Source organism: Azonexus sp. R2A61 (genome assembly GCF_021401135.1).
In the GTDB taxonomy this organism is placed as follows: Bacteria; Pseudomonadota; Gammaproteobacteria; order Burkholderiales; family Rhodocyclaceae; genus Azonexus.
The window spans coordinates 292,470-310,239 of record NZ_JACBFO010000003.1 but is presented as its reverse complement, the minus strand read 5'-3'; the positions used below and the strand labels follow the sequence as shown (position 1 = coordinate 310,239).

General features: G+C 68.6%; 13 protein-coding genes. 11 read left to right on the top strand and 2 right to left on the bottom strand.

Annotated features, from left to right (window positions below; translation table 11 throughout):
- Nucleotides 1–7: 7 nt before the first annotated feature.
- Complete coding sequence (gene purL, locus L0962_RS11185; RefSeq protein WP_234086515.1) at nt 8–3,940, bottom strand: phosphoribosylformylglycinamidine synthase; 3,933 nt, start codon at nt 3,938–3,940, stop codon at nt 8–10.
- A 164-nt stretch (nt 3,941–4,104) separates the two neighbouring features.
- Here purL and sbcD point away from each other — a divergent pair, with 164 nt between their 5' ends.
- The 11 genes from sbcD to L0962_RS11130 all read left to right on the top strand — a co-directional run bounded on the left by sbcD (nt 4,105) and on the right by L0962_RS11130 (nt 16,964).
- Nucleotides 4,105–5,337, top strand: a complete 1,233-nt coding sequence (gene sbcD / locus L0962_RS11180; protein ID WP_234086514.1) for an exonuclease subunit SbcD — start codon at nt 4,105–4,107, stop codon at nt 5,335–5,337.
- Nucleotides 5,334–8,909 (top strand): AAA family ATPase, encoded by a 3,576-nt coding sequence (locus tag L0962_RS11175; protein WP_234086513.1) that lies wholly within the window; start codon nt 5,334–5,336, stop codon nt 8,907–8,909. Before sbcD ends, L0962_RS11175 begins: the two co-directional genes overlap by 4 nt.
- Nucleotides 8,910–9,011: 102 nt before the next feature.
- Nucleotides 9,012–9,797, top strand: a complete 786-nt coding sequence (locus L0962_RS11170) for a DUF3348 family protein (protein WP_234086512.1) — start codon at nt 9,012–9,014, stop codon at nt 9,795–9,797.
- Nucleotides 9,794–12,007, top strand: coding sequence for a DUF802 domain-containing protein (locus tag L0962_RS11165; RefSeq protein WP_234086511.1), 2,214 nt, complete (start codon nt 9,794–9,796; stop codon nt 12,005–12,007). The genes L0962_RS11170 and L0962_RS11165 overlap by 4 nt, the downstream gene beginning before the upstream one ends.
- A 2-nt stretch (nt 12,008–12,009) precedes the next feature.
- Complete coding sequence (locus L0962_RS11160; protein WP_234086510.1) at nt 12,010–12,654, top strand: OmpA family protein; 645 nt, start codon at nt 12,010–12,012, stop codon at nt 12,652–12,654.
- A complete protein-coding gene (locus L0962_RS11155) occupies nt 12,647–13,357 on the top strand; it encodes a DUF2894 domain-containing protein (RefSeq protein ID WP_234086509.1) in 711 nt (236 codons plus the stop codon). The genes L0962_RS11160 and L0962_RS11155 overlap by 8 nt, the downstream gene beginning before the upstream one ends.
- Nucleotides 13,358–13,387: 30 nt before the next feature.
- Complete coding sequence (locus L0962_RS11150) at nt 13,388–13,888, top strand: hypothetical protein (protein WP_234086508.1); 501 nt, start codon at nt 13,388–13,390, stop codon at nt 13,886–13,888.
- A gap of 194 nt (nt 13,889–14,082) precedes the next feature.
- The gene (locus L0962_RS11145; RefSeq protein ID WP_234086507.1) at nt 14,083–14,400 is read left to right on the top strand and encodes a hypothetical protein; all 318 of its coding nucleotides are present in this window, start codon (nt 14,083–14,085) and stop codon (nt 14,398–14,400) included.
- Nucleotides 14,401–14,495: 95 nt separating this feature from the next.
- Entirely contained in the window at nt 14,496–16,043 is a 1,548-nt protein-coding gene (locus L0962_RS11140; RefSeq protein ID WP_234086506.1) for a YdiU family protein, read from the top strand.
- A gap of 3 nt (nt 16,044–16,046) precedes the next feature.
- The gene (arsC, locus tag L0962_RS11135) at nt 16,047–16,397 is read left to right on the top strand and encodes an arsenate reductase (glutaredoxin) (protein WP_234086505.1); all 351 of its coding nucleotides are present in this window, start codon (nt 16,047–16,049) and stop codon (nt 16,395–16,397) included.
- A gap of 81 nt (nt 16,398–16,478) precedes the next feature.
- Complete coding sequence (locus tag L0962_RS11130; protein ID WP_234086504.1) at nt 16,479–16,964, top strand: hypothetical protein; 486 nt, start codon at nt 16,479–16,481, stop codon at nt 16,962–16,964.
- Here the strand turns inward: L0962_RS11130 and nudC are convergent.
- Complete coding sequence (nudC, locus tag L0962_RS11125; RefSeq protein ID WP_234086503.1) at nt 16,954–17,730, bottom strand: NAD(+) diphosphatase; 777 nt, start codon at nt 17,728–17,730, stop codon at nt 16,954–16,956. The genes L0962_RS11130 and nudC overlap by 11 nt on opposite strands.
- Nucleotides 17,731–17,770 lie beyond the last annotated feature (40 nt).

Sequence of the window (17,770 nt, the reverse complement as noted above, 5' to 3'; positions counted from 1 at the left end):
ATCGATATCAACCCACCCAACGGCGGGCGTTGCGGAACATCCGCATCCACGGCGAATCCTCGCCCCAGTTTTCTGGGTGCCAGGACATCTGCACGGTACGGAAGACGCGCTCCGGGTGCGGCATCATGATCGTGAACCGGCCATCAGCCGTGGTTACGGCGGTCAGGCCGCCCGGCGAACCGTTCGGGTTGTATGGATAGACCTCGGTCGGCTCGCCCTTGTTGTCCACATAGCGCACGGCGGCCAGGCACTTGCCTTGGTCGTCGGCCTTGTCGAAGACGGCGCGGCCTTCGCCGTGCGAGACGACGATGGGGATCTGCGAGCCTTCCATGCCGGCGAAGAAGATCGACGGCGAATCGAGTACCTCGGTCATCACGAAGCGCGCTTCGAACTGCTCGACCTGGTTGCGGCGGAAGGCCGGCCAGTGTTCGGCTCCCGGGATGATCGACTTGAGCGCGCTCATCATCTGGCAGCCGTTGCAGACGCCGAGTGCGAAGGTGTCCTGGCGGTTGAAGAAGGCGGCGAACTCGTCGCGGCAGCCGTCGTGCATCAGGATGGTCTTGGCCCAGCCCTGGCCGGCGCCGAGCACGTCGCCGTAGGAGAAGCCGCCGCAGGCGACGAGGCCCTTGAAGTCCTTGAGGCTGACGCGACCGGCGAGGATATCGCTCATATGCACGTCGACCGACTGGAAGCCGGCGCGGTCGAAGGCGGCGGCCATTTCGTAATGGCTGTTGACGCCCTGCTCGCGCAGGATGGCGACGCGCGGACGGCCGCTGATGTCGCGGTAGACCTGGGTGAAATCTTCCTGCGCATCGAAGGTGACCTTCGGCGTCAGACCGGGGTCGGCGACGTCGAGGATGCGGTCGAATTCCTGCTGCGCGCAGTCCGGATTGTCGCGCATGGCCTGCATGCGGAAGCTGGTTTCCGACCAGGCGCGCTGCAGGTCAACACGCTTCTCGCGCAGCACGCGCTTGGCGTTGCGGGTGACGCGGATTTCGTCCCACTCATTCATGTGGCCGACGAAGTGGTAAGGCACGCCACAGGCGCGCAGGATGGGCGTGACCTTCTCGCGGTCGGCGCGGCGAATCTGGATCAGTGCGCCGAGTTCCTCGTTGAACAAGGCGCGGACGATGTTTTCGAAATCGCGGCCGGCCATCAGGTCCGGGCGCTTCTCGGCGCCATCGACGTCGAGCGCGGCGGCGTCGAAGCAGACGCCATCGAGGTCGAGCGAGACGCCACGGCGGCTGGCGAAGGCCATTTCGCAGGCGGCGACGAACAGGCCACCGTCGGAACGGTCGTGATAGGCGAGCAGCAGACCGTCGCGATTCAGCTTCTGCACGGCGTCGAACAGGCCCTTGAGCTTGGCCGGTTCATCGACGTCCGGCGCATCGTCGCCGGTGGCGTCATAGACCTGCGCCAGACAGGAGCCGCCGAGGCGGTTCTTGCCGAGATCGAGCAGCAGCAGTTCGGTTTCGCCCTGCTCGGTGGCGAGCAGCGGGGTTTTCGTCTTGCGCACGTCGTCGACCGCAGCAAACGAGGTGACGATCAAGGAGAGCGGCGACACCACCTGCTTCTTCTCGCCGTTCTCGTCCCAAGCGGTACGCATCGACAGCGAATCCTTGCCGACCGGGATCGACACGCCGATCTGCTTGCACAGCTCAGAGATACCTTCGACCGTGGCGTACAGGCGGGCATCCTCGCCCGGCACGCCGCACGGCGCCATCCAGTTGGCCGAGAGCTTGACCTTGTCCAGGCTGCCGACATCGGCCGCGGCCAGGTTGGTCAGCGCTTCGCCAATGGCCATGCGGCCGGAAGCCGGCGCGTCGAGCACGGCGAGCGGCGTGCGCTCGCCCATGGCGAAAGCCTCGCCCAGATAGCCTTGGTAGCCCATCGTCGTCACGGCGACGTCGGCCACAGGCACCTGCCACGGGCCGACCATCTGGTCGCGGGCGGTCATGCCGCCGACCGAGCGGTCGCCAATCGAGATCAGGAAGGTCTTGTCGGCGATGGTCGGCAGACGCATCAGGCGATAGGCGGCGTCCTTGAGTTCGATGGAAACCGCGTCAAACGGCACGAAGGTCGACGGCAGCGACGTGACATCGCGGGTCATGCGCGGCGGCTTGCCGAGCAGCGCTTCCATTTCCATGTCGACCGGATTGACGCCAAAGTGGGCGTCGGTGACGGTCAGGTGGCCGTCGCCGGTCGCTTCGCCGACCACGGCGAACGGGCAGCGCTCGCGCTCGCACATGGCCTGGAATTCGCCGATGCGGTTTGGCGGAATGGCCAGCACGTAGCGTTCCTGCGATTCGTTGGACCAGATTTCGGCCGGCGACATGCCCGGCTCCAGAGTCGGCACCTTGCGCAGGTCGAACTTGGCGCCGACGCCGCCCGAATGGGCGAGTTCCGGCAAGGCGTTGGAAACGCCGCCGGCGCCGACGTCATGCACGGAGAGGATCGGATTGTCCTTGCCCATCTGCCAGCAGCGGTCGATCACCTCTTGGGCGCGGCGCTGGATTTCCGGGTTGCCGCGCTGGACGGAAGCGAAATCGAGGTCTTCGGCATTGACGCCAGCGGTCATCGACGAGGCAGCACCGCCACCGAGGCCGATCAGCATGCCCGGGCCACCGAGCTGCACGAACAGCGTGCCGACCGGGAAGGTCTCTTCCTTGAACGATTGTTCGGCCTGGATCGAACCGAGGCCGCCGGCGATCATGATCGGCTTGTGGTAGCCGCGCACGGTACCAGCGACGTCCTGCTCGTAGGTACGGAAGTAACCGGTCAGGTTCGGGCGGCCGAATTCGTTGTTGAAGGCGGCGGCGCCAATCGGGCCTTCGATCATGATGTCGAGCGCCGAAGCGATGCGCGACGGGCGACCGTAGGCCTTTTCCCAAGGTTGCGGCGCATCCGGCAGGTTCAGGTTGGAGACCGAGAAACCGCACAGGCCGGCCTTCGGCTTGGAACCTTTGCCGGTGGCGCCTTCGTCGCGGATTTCGCCGCCCGAGCCGGTGGAAGCGCCGGGGAACGGCGAAATCGCGGTCGGGTGGTTGTGCGTCTCGACCTTGGTCAGGATGTGCGTCAGCTCTTCCTTGTAGCTGTAGCCGCGGTCGGCATCCGGGTAGAAACGCTGGATGGTCGCGCCTTCGATGATCGAAGCGTTGTCGGCGTAGGCCATGATCGTGCCTTGCGGGTTGGCAGCGTGGGTTTCGCGGATCATACCGAACAGCGTCTTGTCCTTCTTCTCGCCGTCGATCACCCAGGAGGCATTGAAAATCTTGTGGCGGCAGTGCTCCGAGTTTGCCTGGGCGAACATCATCAGTTCGACGTCGGTCGGGTTGCGGCCGGCCTTGCTGAAGATATCGAGCAGGTAATCGACTTCGTCGTCGGACAGCGCCAGACCCAACGTGCCATTGGCTTCGACCAGCGCGGCCTTGCCGCCGGCCAGCACGTCGACAGTCGACAGCGGCTTCGGCGCGAAGTGGCGGAACAGTTCGCCGGCTTCGGCAAAACCGGCGAGCACCGATTCGGTCATGCGGTCGTGCAGCAGGCCGGCGACGGTTTTCTTCTCTTCCGCGGTCAACGCCCGGTTTTTCTGCAAAACCACGCGGAAGGCGACGACGCGCTCGATGCGCTCGATGGCCGGTTCCAGGTCGCAATTGAAGGCGATGTCGGTGGCCTTGGACGACCACGGCGAAATGGTGCCGATGCGCGGCGCCACCAGGAACAGTTCGCCCTTGTCCTCGCCGGCCGGCACTTCTTCCAGCAGCTTCGCCAGCTTGGCGCGCTCGTCGGCGGCCAGCGCGCGTTTCTGCGCAACGACGTGCCAGTAGTCGGCAGTCACCGATTCGATGTCCGCCACCGCCGCGCTCAGGCGGGCGAGCAGGCGTTGCAGGCGGAAGGCGGAAAAGGCGGCGTCGCCCTTGAGGCAAAGAATGTCGGCCATGGAATGTGCGGTCGGGTTAGGCGGAGAGGCCGGCATTATACCCGAGGCGGCAGCACCGCCCCCGCTGGCGGAAGGACCTGAAACGACCGCCGGGCACATCGGTTTTGCAGCCGGGCGAACCGGCGATGCCGGTAAAATCGGCGGTTTCATCCCGACACGCCCGCATGCGCCTCCTCCACACCTCCGACTGGCACCTCGGCCAACATTTCATGGGCAAGAGCCGGCAGGCCGAGCACCAGGCGCTGATCGTCTGGCTGCTCGAACAGGTGGCGGAACACGGCGTCGACGCGGTGCTGATCGCCGGCGACATCTTCGACACCGGCACGCCGCCCTCCTACGCCCGGGAGCTGTACAGCCAGCTGGTCGTCCGCCTGCACGAGGCGGGCGTCGCCCTGCTGCTGCTCGGCGGCAACCACGATTCGCCGGCGACGCTGGGCGAGAGCCGCGAACTGCTGGCGCGCCTGGGGACAACGGTAATCGCCGCGACGCACGCCGATCCGGCGACGCAGGTAGTCGTCCTGGCGCAGCGCGACGGCATGCCCGGCTGCATCGTCGCCGCCGTGCCCTTCGTCCGCCCGCGCGACGTGCTGCACAGCCAGGCCGGGCAGAGCGCCGAGGACAAGCAGTTGTCGTTGCAGCAGGCGATCCAGCAGCACTATGTCACGGTCGACGCCGCCGCCCGGGCCAAAATGGCTGAGCTCGGCGTCACCCTGCCGGTCGTTGCCACCGGCCACCTGACCACGGTCGGCGCCAGCGCCAGCGAATCGGTGCGCGAAATCTACGTCGGCGCGCTCGAAGCCTTCCCCACCGCCGCCTTCCCGCCGGCCGACTACATCGCGCTCGGCCACATCCACCGGCCGCAGAAGGTCGGCGGGCTGGAGCACATCCGCTACTGCGGCTCGCCGCTGGCGCTCGGCTTCGACGAAGCGAAGCAGCAGAAGGAAATGCTGCTCGTCGACCTCGACGCCGACGGTCTGCAGGCGGTAACACCGCTGCCGGTGCCGCGCTTCCAGGGGCTGGTGGCGATTGCCGGCACACTCGCCGACCTGCCGGCGCAGATCGGCGCCGCCGCCGCCCAGGGCACGCCGGCGCGCCCGACCTGGCTGGAAGTCACCGTCGCCGAGGACGACTACCTCGCCGACCTGCCGGCGCGCATCGAGCAGATGACCGAAGGCTGGCCGGTCGAAGTCCTGCGCATCCGCCGCCAGCGCGGCAACGCCGCCGCCCGCCTGGAAGCCGCCGCCAGCGAGACGCTGGACGAACTCGACCCGCACGAAGTCTTCGCCCGCCGCCTGCAGCAGGAGGAGCTCGACGCCGAATTGCAGCAGGCGCTGCTCGAACGCTATCGCAGCGTCGTCGCCAGCCTGCACGGGGATACGGAAGGAGAAGGCGCATGAAAATACTGACCCTGCGCCTGAAGAACCTCAATTCGCTGAAAGGCGAATGGACTATCGACTTCACCCGGCCGCCGTTCGCAGACAACGCGCTGTTTGCGATCACCGGGCCGACCGGCGCCGGCAAGTCGACGCTGCTCGACGCCATCTGCCTCGCGCTTTACCACCAGACGCCGCGCCTCGACAAAATCTCGGCAACCGACAACGACATCATGACGCGGCACACCGCCGACTGCCTGGCCGAGGTCGAATTCGAGGTCAAGGGCGCCGTCTACCGCGCCTTCTGGAGTCAGCGGCGCGCCCGCGACAAGGCCGATGGCGCGCTGCAGGCGCCGAAAGTCGAGCTGGCGGCCGGCAACGGCACCATCCTCAGCACCCAGACCAACGACAAGCTGAAGCGCATTGCCGAGATCACCGGCCTCGACTTCCCGCGCTTCACCAAGTCGATGCTGCTCGCCCAGGGCGGCTTCGCGGCCTTTCTGAACGCCAACGCCAACGAACGCGCCGAACTGCTCGAAGAACTGACCGGCAGCGAAATCTACGGCGAAATCTCGCGTAAGGTCTTCGAACAGGCGCGCGAGGCCAGGGACCAACTGGCCCAGCTCAAGGCCCGCGCCGACGGCATGGAACTGATGAGCGACGAACAGCGCGCGGCGATGCAACTGGAAAGCACCGGGCTGGAAACACAACTCGTCGACATCCAGCGCCAGCACGCGCAAACGCAGACGCAGCGCCAATGGCGTCTTGATCTCGCCCAGGCCGAACAGGACGTCGCCGCCGCGCTCACCCGCCAACAAGCCGCCGACGCCGCACTGGTCGCCGCCGCGCCCGAACTCAAGCGCCTGGCCGACAGCGAACCGGCGGAAGCGCTGCGCCCGCTGCACCAGCAATGGCAGCAGGCCGACGCCGCCGCCCGCCAGACCGCCGCTGAGCTACAAACGCTGCACGGCGAACGCGCCCGCCTGCAGGCCGCCCAACTCGCCGGCCACGACGCCGCCGCAAGCCACGCCGCCGCCATCGCCGCCCAGGCACAACAGGCCCTGCAACAAAGCCGGCGCGACGCCAGGGAGATCGACGACTTCTGCGCCGCCCACGCGCCGCGCGCCCAGCTTGGCGAACGCCTCGGCGCCTGGCGCCAGCAGTTCGAGCAGCGTAGCCGGCTCGCCCGCGAACTCGCCGCCCAGCAGCAGGCGCAGCAGAAACTCACCGCGGAGCAAGCAGCCAACGAAAAGCAGCGCGCCGAACAGCAACGTACGGTCGACGCGGCGCAGAAGGCAAAAACCGCCGCCGACGCCGCGCTCGAAACCCGTCGGGCGGAACAGAATCAGCGCCTAAAAGGGCCGAACGACAGCAGCCAGACATTGGCCGAGCTGCGCGCCCACTGGCAACGCGAGCAGGCCGCCGGCAACCGCTGGCAGCAGCTCGACGCCCTCGCCCGCCAGCGCCGCGAACTCGCCGCCCTGCACGCCGCGCAGGCGCTGCAACTGCAGCAGGGCGAACCGCAGATCGCCGCCCGGGAAAGCACGCTGGTCGCGCTGCGCGAGCAGCACAAGGTGCTGAACGCCCAGGTCGCCGACAAGCAGAAGCTGCTCGAACAGGAACGCCTGATCCGCAGCCTCGCCGACCACCGCCACCAGTTGCAGCCGGGCCAGCCCTGCCCGCTGTGCGGCGCGCACGAGCACCCGGCAATCGCCGATTACGCCGCGCTCGACGTCTCGGCCACCGAGGCCGCGCTGCAAGCGGCGCAAAAGTCGCTCGCCGAGCTGGTCGAAATAGGCCAGCAACTGCGCGACGAACAGACCAAGGCCAAAACGGCGCACGCCGCGCTGCACGAACAGCAGGCGAAAACCGCCCGCGACCTCGCCCGCCTCGCCGACGACTGGCAGACCCAGCTCGCCGCGCTGCCGGCCGGCAGTCTTGCGGTCGACGCCTGGCAGGACGAAAAAACCATCGCCGCCGCCCGCAACGCAGCTGAACAACGCCTGCTTGCGCTCGACGAGCGCATGAAAGCCGCCGAACGCGGCGAACAGGCGGTCAACGCCGCCGCCAAAACCGCCGCCGACGCCGCCCAGGCGCTGCTCGCCGCCGGCAACCAGCTGCAACTGCTGATCCAGGCCGGGCAAACCGCCGCGCTGCGCCAGGCGGAAATCGCCAAAGCCGGCCAGGCCATCGCCGCCGAGCAGGCCGAACTCGACGCCCGGCTCAAGGCAACGCTCACCGACATCCCCGCCGACCCGGCCGCATGGCTGGCCGAGCGCGACACCGAATGGCAGCACTGGCAACAGACCCAGCGCCGTCGCCAGGAACTCGCCACCCAACTCGTCCAGCAACAAGAGCGCGCCGACGCCGCACAAACGCAGGCTGCGCACTGGGCCGAACGGGCCGCGCAACGGCGGGCCGAGCTGGGCGAAATTGGTCCTGAAACGGTGTCGACCGCAAGAATCGGCCAAGCATCTCAGGACGAACCGCTTGAGCCACCGTTTTCCGAAAGTTCCGACGACCCCGCCGCCGCCCTCGCCCACTGCGCCGAGCGCCTCGCCGAACTCGGCCAGCAACTCGCCGCCTTGCTGGGCCGGCAAACACAACTCGACGCCAACCTCGCCCGGCAACAGCAAATCCTCGCCGACGCCGTCAGCGCCTGGCAAACGGCGCTCGCCGCCAGTCCGTTCAGCGACCTCGACGCCTACACCGCCGCCCTGCTGCCGGCGGAAGAACGCCAGCGCCTGCAACAAGCCCGGGAAACCCGGCAAGCCGCCAAACAGCAGGCCGACGCGCTACTCCAGGCCGCCCGCGAAAAGCTCGCCCACCTGCAGGCGGCACCGCCCTCGCCCGTAACCAGCTCAACCAGCGAAGACGCATGCGATACCCTGACGGCGTCCGAACCCACCGCCACAGGCGAAACGCCCGTACCGCCGCTATCCGACCTCGACACGGCCCTCGCCCAACTGGAAATCCAGCGCCGCGAACTCAGCGAACAACTCGGCGCCCGGCGCGCCCTGCTCACCCGCGACGAACAAGCCCGACAAGGCCAGCAGGCGCTGTTCAAGGAAATCGCCGCGCAAACCGCCGACGCCGACCTCTGGCAGCGCCTCGACGGCCTGATCGGCTCGGCCAAAGGCGACAAGTTCCGCAAGTTCGCCCAGGGCCTCAGCCTCGACCACCTGCTGCACCTCGCCAACGGTCACCTGGCCCGCCTGCACGGCCGCTACCTGCTGCGCCGCAAGAGCACCGGCGAGCTCGAACTCGACATCGTCGACAGCTGGCAAGGCGAAGTCGCCCGCGACACTCGCACGCTGTCCGGTGGCGAAAGCTTCCTGGTCAGCCTGGCACTGGCGCTCGCCCTCTCCGACCTGGTCAGCCACAAGACCAGCATCGACTCGCTGTTCCTCGACGAAGGCTTCGGCACACTGGATGCCGACACCCTGGAAATCGCCCTCAACGCCCTCGACACGCTCAACGCCAGCGGCAAGATGATCGGTGTCATCAGCCACGTCGAAGGCATGAAGGAAAGGATTCCGGCGCAGATCCGCGTCGAGAAGGGCGGCGGGGTCGGCTATTCGCGGCTGCGGATCTAGGTATGACCGAAATAGCCTGGAAAACGGAAAGCCCAGATGACGAGCATCGCCGGTTTGTAGTAGCCTTGCGGCCCCCTTTCGAGCATCCCCGATGAAATCGGCATGACGCAGGCCTTGCAGCGCGCCACCTTCAATCGCTCGGGACTCGTCCGCATCCTTTCCGAAAGCCTGCCGGATACCGGCGCCCCGCAGTACGACTTCGGGGAAAAACTGGGCCAGTGGCTGGATTTTCCGGACGCCCTGAGTCTCTCCGCCGCCCTCGCGAGCGCGGAGAAGCCGGCGCTCGCCCCGTTGACGGGCGCCGCGAATACGCTGCCGCAGCAGCTCGAACGGGTGCGGCGCAGCCTGGCCGAGGCGATCCGCAACGACGGCGTCTTCCCCGCGGACGGCGAACGGGATGCCCCCCGGCTGCGCTTTCCGACACCGTTGCCGCAGGCGACGGCGGAGAGCGCAGCCGATTTCACGCCCTACCATCGCTACTACCTCGCTCATCAGCGCGACATGAGCACCGCCATCGCCGCGCTGCGCGGCAACGCCCGCAAGGCGCTGGCCCAGGCTTCGCCGGCCGGCCGCCGGCTGGCTGAACTGGACACGGCGTTCGACGCCATCCTCAACACGCGCGAGCGCAACCTGCTGGCCACCGTGCCGATGCTGCTCGCCCGCCGCTTTGCCGAGCTGTTCCGCGAACACAGTGCCGCGCTGGCCGGCGGCGAAGACGACCCGGCCACGTGGACGCAGCCCAGCAGCTGGCTGGAAACCTTCTGCCGCGACGCCCAGGCCGTGCTGCTCGCCGAACTCGAACTGCGCCTGAAACCGGTCGCCGGGCTGATCGCCGCCGGCGCAGCCCCGGCCGACGGCAACGCATCCACACGGGAAACCCCGCCATGAATCATCGCAAGACACTCACTCCGCACCACTTTGCCGCGCTGGGCGCCTTCGCGCTCGGGCTGATCGCCGTCGCCTGGGTCGCCGTCGGCTATGTCGGGATCAGCCTGCTGGCGCTGACGGTCAGTTTCACGATTGCTGCGGTCTACCTGGCCGGCGCCAACGAATTGCGCCGCTTCCAGCGCGATACCGCCCGTCTCGATCGGGCACTGCAAACGATTCCCGACGATCTCGGCCAGCTCGGCGACTGGCTGCAGCAACTGCCCGGCGCACTGCAGAACGCCGTGCGCCTGCGCCTCGAAGGCGAACGCGTCGCGCTGCCCGGCCCGACGATGACGCCTTACCTGGTCGGCCTGCTGGTCCTGCTCGGCATGCTCGGCACCTTCCTCGGCATGGTCGTCACGCTGAACGGCGCCGTGCTGGCGCTGGAAAGCACCACCGACCTGCACACCATCCGCGCCGCGCTGGCAGCACCGGTCAAGGGCCTCGGCGTCGCCTTCGGCACCTCGGTGGCCGGCGTCGCCACCTCGGCCATGCTCGGCCTGATCTCGGCGCTGTGCCGGCGCGAGCGCCAGCGGGCCAGCCAGTTGCTCGACCGACACATCGCCGGCGCACTGCGCGGCTTCTCGCTCGCCCACCAGCGCCAGGAAACCTTCAAGGCCTTGCAGGCCCAAGCCCGGGCGCTGCCCGAACTGGTCGGCGCGCTGCAGACGATGATGACCCAGATCGGCGAGCAGCACCGCACGCTCAACGAACAACTGCAGGCCGGCCAACAGGCCTTCCATCGCGAAGCGCGCGAACAGTACGCAGCGCTGGCGCAATCGGTCGACCAGTCGCTGAAGGCCAGCCTCAGCGACAGCGCCCGTCTCGCCGCCGAGGGCATCCAGCCGGTGGTGGCGGCGACCATGGGCGGCATCGCCGAACAGACGCAGCAGTTGCATGATCGCCTGGCGCTTACGGTCGACGGCCGTCTGACGGCCATTTCCGGCCAGCTCGGCGAGGTCGCCGGGCAACTCGCCGACGGCTGGCGGACGACGCTCGAACGCCACGCCCGGACCGGCGACGAGCACAACCGCGCCTTGCACGCCACGCTGGACGGCTTCGCCCGGCGCTTCGCCGACGATGCAAGCTCGCTGCTGTCGGCCGTCGACCGCGCGCAGGCCGAACTGCGCGGCGACCTGGCGCAACGTCACGCGGCGCTGGTCGATGCGGCGCAAAGCCAGCAGGCGACGCTCGGCGCGCAACTCACGCAACAGCTGGACGGCCTGCTCGAACGGGTCGACGGCGCCGCCGGCCGGATCGGCGAGCAATGGACGCAGGCACTGACCCGCCACGAAGCCGCCAGCACGCACCTGATCGCCGCACTCGACCAGACCCGCGACGGCCTGACCGCCGGTTTCAGCGAACGCAGCGCGGCGCTGCTCGGCGAACTGCGCGAGGCGCAGGCGCAATGGCAGCGCGACTGGACGGCCGGCGAAAATACCCGTCAGCAGAATTTCAGCGACGCGCTGCTGGCCATCGCCGCCAGTCTCGAAGCGCAGTGGCAGCATGCCGGCGAAGCAACGCTGGCGCAGCAGACGCAGATCACCCGCCACCTCGGCGACACCGCGCGCGACATCGCCGCCAGCACGCAGCAGCAGGCGCAGACGACCATCGCCGAAGTCACCCGGCTGATGCAGACCGCCGCCGAGGCGCCAAAGGCGGCGGCCGAGGTCATCGCCCAGCTGCGCCATGAACTGTCGGCCAGCATGGCGCGCGACAACAGCCTGCTCGAAGAGCGCAGCCGGATCATGGAAACCCTGGGCGGCCTGCTCGACGCGATCAACCACGCCTCGACCGAACAGCGCAGCGCCATCGACGCGCTGGTCGCCTCGTCGGCCGAACTGCTCGCCCGCGTCGAAAACCGCTTCGCCGAACGCGTCGACCGCGAGACCGGCAAGCTGCTCGAAGTCGGCAGCGGCCTGGCCGGCAGCGCACTCGAAGTGGCCAGCCTGGGCGAGGTCTTCGGCCAGGCGGTCGAAGCCTTTGCCGCCTCCAGCGACAAGACGATGGCAACGCTGCAGCGCATCGAGAGCGCGCTGGCCAAGTCGATGACGCGCAGCGACGAACAACTCGCCTACTACGTCGCCCAGGCGCGCGAAATCATCGACCTCAGCATCATGGCGCAGAAGCGCGTGGTCGACGATCTGCAGCACAACGCCGGCGAGGCCTGACCATGCACGACATGGACGCTACCGACATCGAACACGCCACGCCGGTCTGGGCGGTATTCGGCGACCTGATGTCCGGCCTGCTCGGCGCCTTCGTGCTGATCCTGGTCGGCGTGCTCGGCGTGCAGCTCGATCTGGTGACCAGCCTGCAGGCCGAAGTCGAGAAACGCCAGCAGGAAGAAAAACGGCGCCAGGCGCTCGAAGAAGCGCTGGCCGGCCCGCTCGCCTCCGGCCGGGTGACACTGAACAACGGCAAGATCGGCATCAGCGGCAACGTGCTGTTCGCGCTCAACTCCGACCAGCTGCAACCGGCAGGCCGCCAGTTGCTGAAGAGCCTGGCGCCGCCGATCGCCGCCTGGCTGAAGGCCAGCGAACAGATGCTGATGGTCAGCGGCTTCACCGACGACATGCCGGTGCGCGGCAGCAACCGCCAGTTCGCCGACAACTGGGAATTGTCGGCGCAGCGCGCGTTGACCGTAACCCGCGCGCTGATCGACGAAGGCGTCCCGGCCGACAACGTCTTTGCCGCCGCCTTCGGCGCGCAGCAGCCGGTGGCTTCGAACGCCGATGCCGACGGCCGGGCGCGCAACCGGCGCGTCGAGATGGCGCCGGTGCCGAAATCGGCGCCAGCGAAGAAGGCCGATGGCTGACCAGCCCGACGCCCGGCCGGACGCCGGCGCATCGCCGGCCGGCCCTGCCCCGCTGCCGGCCGAGCTCGCCGGGCGGCTGGAAAAACTGCGGGCCGCCGGCGTCGACCGCAACAAGCCGCTGACGCTCGCCCGCATCGACGCGCTGGCCCGCCGCGCCGCCACGCAGCCGGCGACGGTGCGCGACATCCTGTTCGCCCGCATCGCCGCACTGCTCGACAGCGCCGCCCCGTCCCCGGCCGACGCCGAGCGGCAGACCGTGGCGACCGCCGGTCCCGGCCCGCTGGCCGAGCTGCTGGCCCACATCGCCGGCCACGATGCCGGCATCGCGCCGCGCCCGGCCCCGGGCAACGCGGCAAGCGCCCCCGGCCGGCCACGCGCACCGGCCCGCGAGCTGAAATCGGTCGCCTATTTCCGCCAGACCTGGTCGCGGCTGTCCACCGAACAGCAATTGACGCAGACGCTGGCGCAGGCGCCGGCCAACGCCGGCCCGATGAACTCGCAGCATCTGGTGCTGCGCGCGCTGGAAACGATGCGCGACATCTCGCCGGATTACCTGCAGGCCTTCATGAGCTACGTCGACACGCTGATCTGGCTAGAACACGCCGATCCGAGCCGCCCGCCGAACCTGCGGTCGACCGGTGACAACGACAAAAAACGGCGACGCACGACGGCCCGCCCGGACAAGACCGGCAAAAGCCATTAGCATGGCGCCACCCCGGCAGCGCCATCGACCATGCCCCTGATCCGTACCCGCGGCGAACTCGTTTTCGTCCTTGTGCTGTGCTCCCTGTTCAACGCAATGGGCGTGCTGTTCGTGCTCAAGCCGTCGCCACGCCTGCCGCTCGACCCGGCCGCCTACGTCCACCACAGCGGCCGCTTCGAGCAGGTCGTCAGCGGTGCCGTCGGGCGCTCGCCGCGGCTGGTCTTCCGGCTGGCCGGCGACCGCCAGGCTTACGAAACCAACCGACCCGACATCGTCGCAAGCTACCGCGACTGGCAGCGCGGCAGCACCGAACTCAGTTTCTGGACCCTGGCCGACGCCCCCGGCAACGACCCGGAACGCGCCCGTCCGGCACTCGGCCTGAGCGTCGACGGGCAAACGAAGGCGACGCTGGACGACGACATCCGCCGGCACAACGCCATCGTCGACTCGCCCAGCGCATGGTTCGCCTTCGGTATCGGCATCGGCGGCACCCTGCTCGCCGGCTGGCTGTGGCGCCGCCGCCCCGGCTGAACATCGAGCGGGCGCGCCGGCGGTCGACACCGGAAGCCGGGCAAAAACCCGGCGTTTCCCCGGTCGACCGCAAGCAGGCGCTGCATTTCCGGCCCGCCTGGTGCGTTATTTGCAACCCGAGGAAAAAACCGCCGCCAGATGGCACTTTCTGTCGTCTTTCCTTCAACTTCGCCGGCAAAGCCGCCAAGCCAGCCATGACGCAGATCATCGATTTCCCCATCGCCAGCAGCCAGAAAAGCCACGATTACGATGCCGACATCGAGGAAGCCCTGGCATCGATCCCGCCCAAAAACCGGGAAAAGCTCCGTTTCGAGCTGATCCGGACCATCGACAGCTACGACGGCTATTTCACGCAATGGTCGCTGAGTTTTCCGGAAGCCTGCGACGAAACGCTGAAGAAACAGATCTACGATCTGGCGCACCAGGAACACGGCCGGAAGATCCGCATGCTCAAGGACATCATGCTGCTCAAGGCCAAGGTGCTGGTCGCGGCATACCATCGCAGCCGCTGATCCGGCCGCCGCAAGGAACCAATCCCCCGGGCGCGCATCGAACCGGGCACAACCCGGCAAGCCCCCGCCACCGCCACGACCCGTACCGAATCCCGATGAACGCCCCGCACGCCCCCGCCCCGAACGAACTCGCCACGCCCGACCTGTTCACCTTCGACAACAGCTACGCCCGCGAACTCGACGACTATTGCGTCCGCTGGTCGCCGGCGCCGGCCAGCCGGCCGGTGCTGCTGCAACTCAACCGCGAACTAGCCGCAGAACTGGGCGCCGACCCGCAAGCGCTGGCCGCCCCCGACGGCGTCGCCGCACTGGCCGGCAACCGCGTGCCGGCCGGCGCCGAACCGGTCGCCCAGGCCTACGCCGGTCACCAGTTCGGCGGTTTCTCGCCGCAACTCGGCGACGGCCGCGCTTTATTGCTCGGTGAGGTCGTCGACCGCAACGGCCGGCGCCGCGACATCGCCTTCAAGGGCTCCGGGCGCACGCCCTTCTCGCGCAACGGCGACGGCAAGTGCGCGCTCGGCCCGGCGCTGCGCGAGTACCTGATCGGCGAGGCGATGCACGCGCTCGGCATTCCCACCACGCGGGCGTTGGCGGTGGTCGCCACCGGCGACATGGTGCGTCGCGACCGGGCGCTGCCCGGCGCCGTGCTGACCCGCGTCGCCGCCAGCCACATCCGCGTCGGCACCTTCGAATACTTCGCCGCGCACCACGGCCCGGAACGCGTCAAACGGCTGGCCGACTACACCATCGCCCGCCACTACCCGCAGCTGGCCGCCAGCGCCACGCCCTACCTCGACCTGCTGGCCGCCGTCGCCGAACGCCAGGCCGAACTGGTCGCGCGCTGGCTGGGCGTCGGCTTCATCCACGGCGTGATGAACACCGACAACATGACGCTGTCCGGCGAAACCATCGACTACGGCCCCTGCGCCTTCATGGAAACCTACAGCCCGCACACGGTGTTCAGCTCGATCGACAGCGCCGGCCGCTACGCCTACGGCAAGCAGGCCGGCATCGCCCGCTGGAATCTGGCGCGGCTGGCCGAAACGCTGCTGCCGCTGATCGACGCCGACAGCCCGCGCGCCGTTACGCTGGCCACCGAGGTCATCGACGCCTTCCCGGAGCGTCATGCGGCGCACTGGCTGCGCGTTTTCCGCGCCAAGCTCGGGCTGGACGAGCAGGCCGATGCTGCGGTCGACCAGGCGCTGATCGACGATTTCCTGCTGCTGATCAAGGGTTTGCGCCTCGACTTCACGCAATCCTTCCGCGCGCTGTACGACGCCCGCCTCGCCGACGCCGCCGACCAACTGCCGGCCCGGCTGCTGGCGCTGGCCGGCGATGCCGTGCGCAGCGACGACGACGGCGCCGACCTGGTCGCCTGGAGCGCCCGCTGGCAGGCACGCCAGCCACAGTGCGCGCCGGCCTTGCTGGCCGCCATGCGGCTGGCCAATCCCTGCTACATCGCGCGCAATCACCAGGTCGAGGCGGCGCTCGACGCGGCCGTCGAACACAACGATCTGGCGCCCTTCGAACGCCTGCTCGAGGTGCTCCGCGCACCCTTCGACGCGCGCCCGGCCGATGCCGCCTACGGCGAACCGGCAACCCGCGAATTCACCACCTGCTACCAGACCTTCTGCGGCACCTGACCCATGACCATCACCCTCTACCACAACAACCGCTGCAGCAAATCCCGCGCAACCCTGGCCCTGCTCGAAAGCCGGGGCATCGTCCCGGACATCGTCGCCTATCTGGAAACGCCGCCGGACGCCGCCACGCTGCGCAGCCTGCTGGCCAAGCTCGGCCTGACCGACGCCCGCCAGCTGATGCGCCAGGGCGAAGCCGAATACCAGGCGCTCGGCCTGGCCGATCCCTCGCTGTCGCAGCAGGCACTGATCGACGCGATGATCGCCCATCCGAAGCTGATCGAACGACCGATCGTGGTCAACGGCGACCGTGCCGCGCTCGGCCGGCCGCCGGAAAACGTCCTCGGCATCCTGTGAGCGCCGCGCGGCAAAAATCCCCGCTGGCTGCGGTCGACCGCAGCATGGGGGCTTTTTTCCGGCCGGCGTAGAATGACCGCCATGCGATGGATTGCCCTCTCCCTGTGCGGCCTGTTCGCGGCCGCGCCGCTCGGCGCGCAGGACAACGCCGCGCGCCCCAGCGTCCGCATCATTGCCGCCCCGGGCAGCGATGCCTACGGCTCGCCTTACGGCGAATGGCGCGGGCTGCTGCGCTACTCGGCCAACCAGGACGGCCAGCCGCTGCCCGGCGCGCTGAGCGTGGTGCCGACCACGCTCGCCATCGACCGCCACGGCGTGGTCTCCGGCCAGGCGCCGGACAACGGCTGCCGGCTGAGCGGCAGCGCGACGCCGGGCGTCACCGCGAACATGCTCAACCTGGCGCTGACGCTGTCCGGCTGCCGCCATGCCGACTTCAACCGCAGCCTGCACGGCAGCCTGGTGGTCGACGGCAATCGCCGGGAAGCGCAGTTCTGGTTGCCGCCGACCACGCTCAACCCGCAGCAGCCGGGCATTTCCTACGAAGTGAAAGGCCGGCTCAAGCGCTGAGCGCCGCGTCGATCAGCCGCCGCGAAATGCTGATCGGATCGGGTAGCAACGGCAGCTGTCCGGGCAGGAACCAGCCGGCCGATTCGATCTCGACGCCGTCCGGCCGCAACTCGCCGCCGGCGTAATCGGCAAAGAAGGCAATCATCAGCGAATTCGGGAAGGGCCACGGCTGGCTGTCGAAATAGCGCAGATTGGCGATCGCCACGCCGACTTCCTCGCGGACCTCGCGCTCGGCACACTGTTCGAGCGTTTCGCCCGGTTCGACGAAACCGGCCAGCGCGCTGTGCACACCGGGCTTGAAGCGCGGGCTGCGAGCCAGCAGCAGGCGCGCGCCGTCGCGCACCAGCACCATCACCGCCGGCGAAATGCGCGGATAGACGTGCAGCCCGCAGCCCGGACAATGCATCGCGAATTCGCCGTCCTTGCGCTCGGTCGGCAGGCCGCACTGGCCGCAGTAGCGATGCTGGCGACGCCAGTCGAGCAATTGCGCCGCCCGCCCGGCCAGCTGGAACAGGTCGCGGCCGGCCAACTGGAACACCTCGCGCAGCGAAAACGGCTGCAGGCCGGGGAAAATGCCCGTTTCCGGCACGTCGACCGCATGACAGGGGCGACCCTGCCAGTTCCCGACATCGCGCACCGCCTCGCCGACCGCCCACCGGCCGTCGCTCGGCAGCACCAGATTGCCGCCGGCATCGAGCGACATCAACAGACGGTTGCCGGCACGGACGAACCAGCAGGGGCTTTCGTCGGAAAGGAGGAACGACATGGCGGACGGCTCCGGGCAAACAGGAAACCGGCATCGTGCC

Coding starts and splice junctions, on each gene's coding strand:
- purL (WP_234086515.1), bottom strand. CDS start 3,940: ATGGCCGACATTCTTTGCCTCAAGGGCGACGCCGCCTTTTCCGCCTTC.
- sbcD (WP_234086514.1), top strand. CDS start 4,105: ATGCGCCTCCTCCACACCTCCGACTGGCACCTCGGCCAACATTTCATG.
- L0962_RS11175 (WP_234086513.1), top strand. CDS start 5,334: ATGAAAATACTGACCCTGCGCCTGAAGAACCTCAATTCGCTGAAAGGC.
- L0962_RS11170 (WP_234086512.1), top strand. CDS start 9,012: ATGACGCAGGCCTTGCAGCGCGCCACCTTCAATCGCTCGGGACTCGTC.
- L0962_RS11165 (WP_234086511.1), top strand. CDS start 9,794: ATGAATCATCGCAAGACACTCACTCCGCACCACTTTGCCGCGCTGGGC.
- L0962_RS11160 (WP_234086510.1), top strand. CDS start 12,010: ATGCACGACATGGACGCTACCGACATCGAACACGCCACGCCGGTCTGG.
- L0962_RS11155 (WP_234086509.1), top strand. CDS start 12,647: ATGGCTGACCAGCCCGACGCCCGGCCGGACGCCGGCGCATCGCCGGCC.
- L0962_RS11150 (WP_234086508.1), top strand. CDS start 13,388: ATGCCCCTGATCCGTACCCGCGGCGAACTCGTTTTCGTCCTTGTGCTG.
- L0962_RS11145 (WP_234086507.1), top strand. CDS start 14,083: ATGACGCAGATCATCGATTTCCCCATCGCCAGCAGCCAGAAAAGCCAC.
- L0962_RS11140 (WP_234086506.1), top strand. CDS start 14,496: ATGAACGCCCCGCACGCCCCCGCCCCGAACGAACTCGCCACGCCCGAC.
- arsC (WP_234086505.1), top strand. CDS start 16,047: ATGACCATCACCCTCTACCACAACAACCGCTGCAGCAAATCCCGCGCA.
- L0962_RS11130 (WP_234086504.1), top strand. CDS start 16,479: ATGCGATGGATTGCCCTCTCCCTGTGCGGCCTGTTCGCGGCCGCGCCG.
- nudC (WP_234086503.1), bottom strand. CDS start 17,730: ATGTCGTTCCTCCTTTCCGACGAAAGCCCCTGCTGGTTCGTCCGTGCC.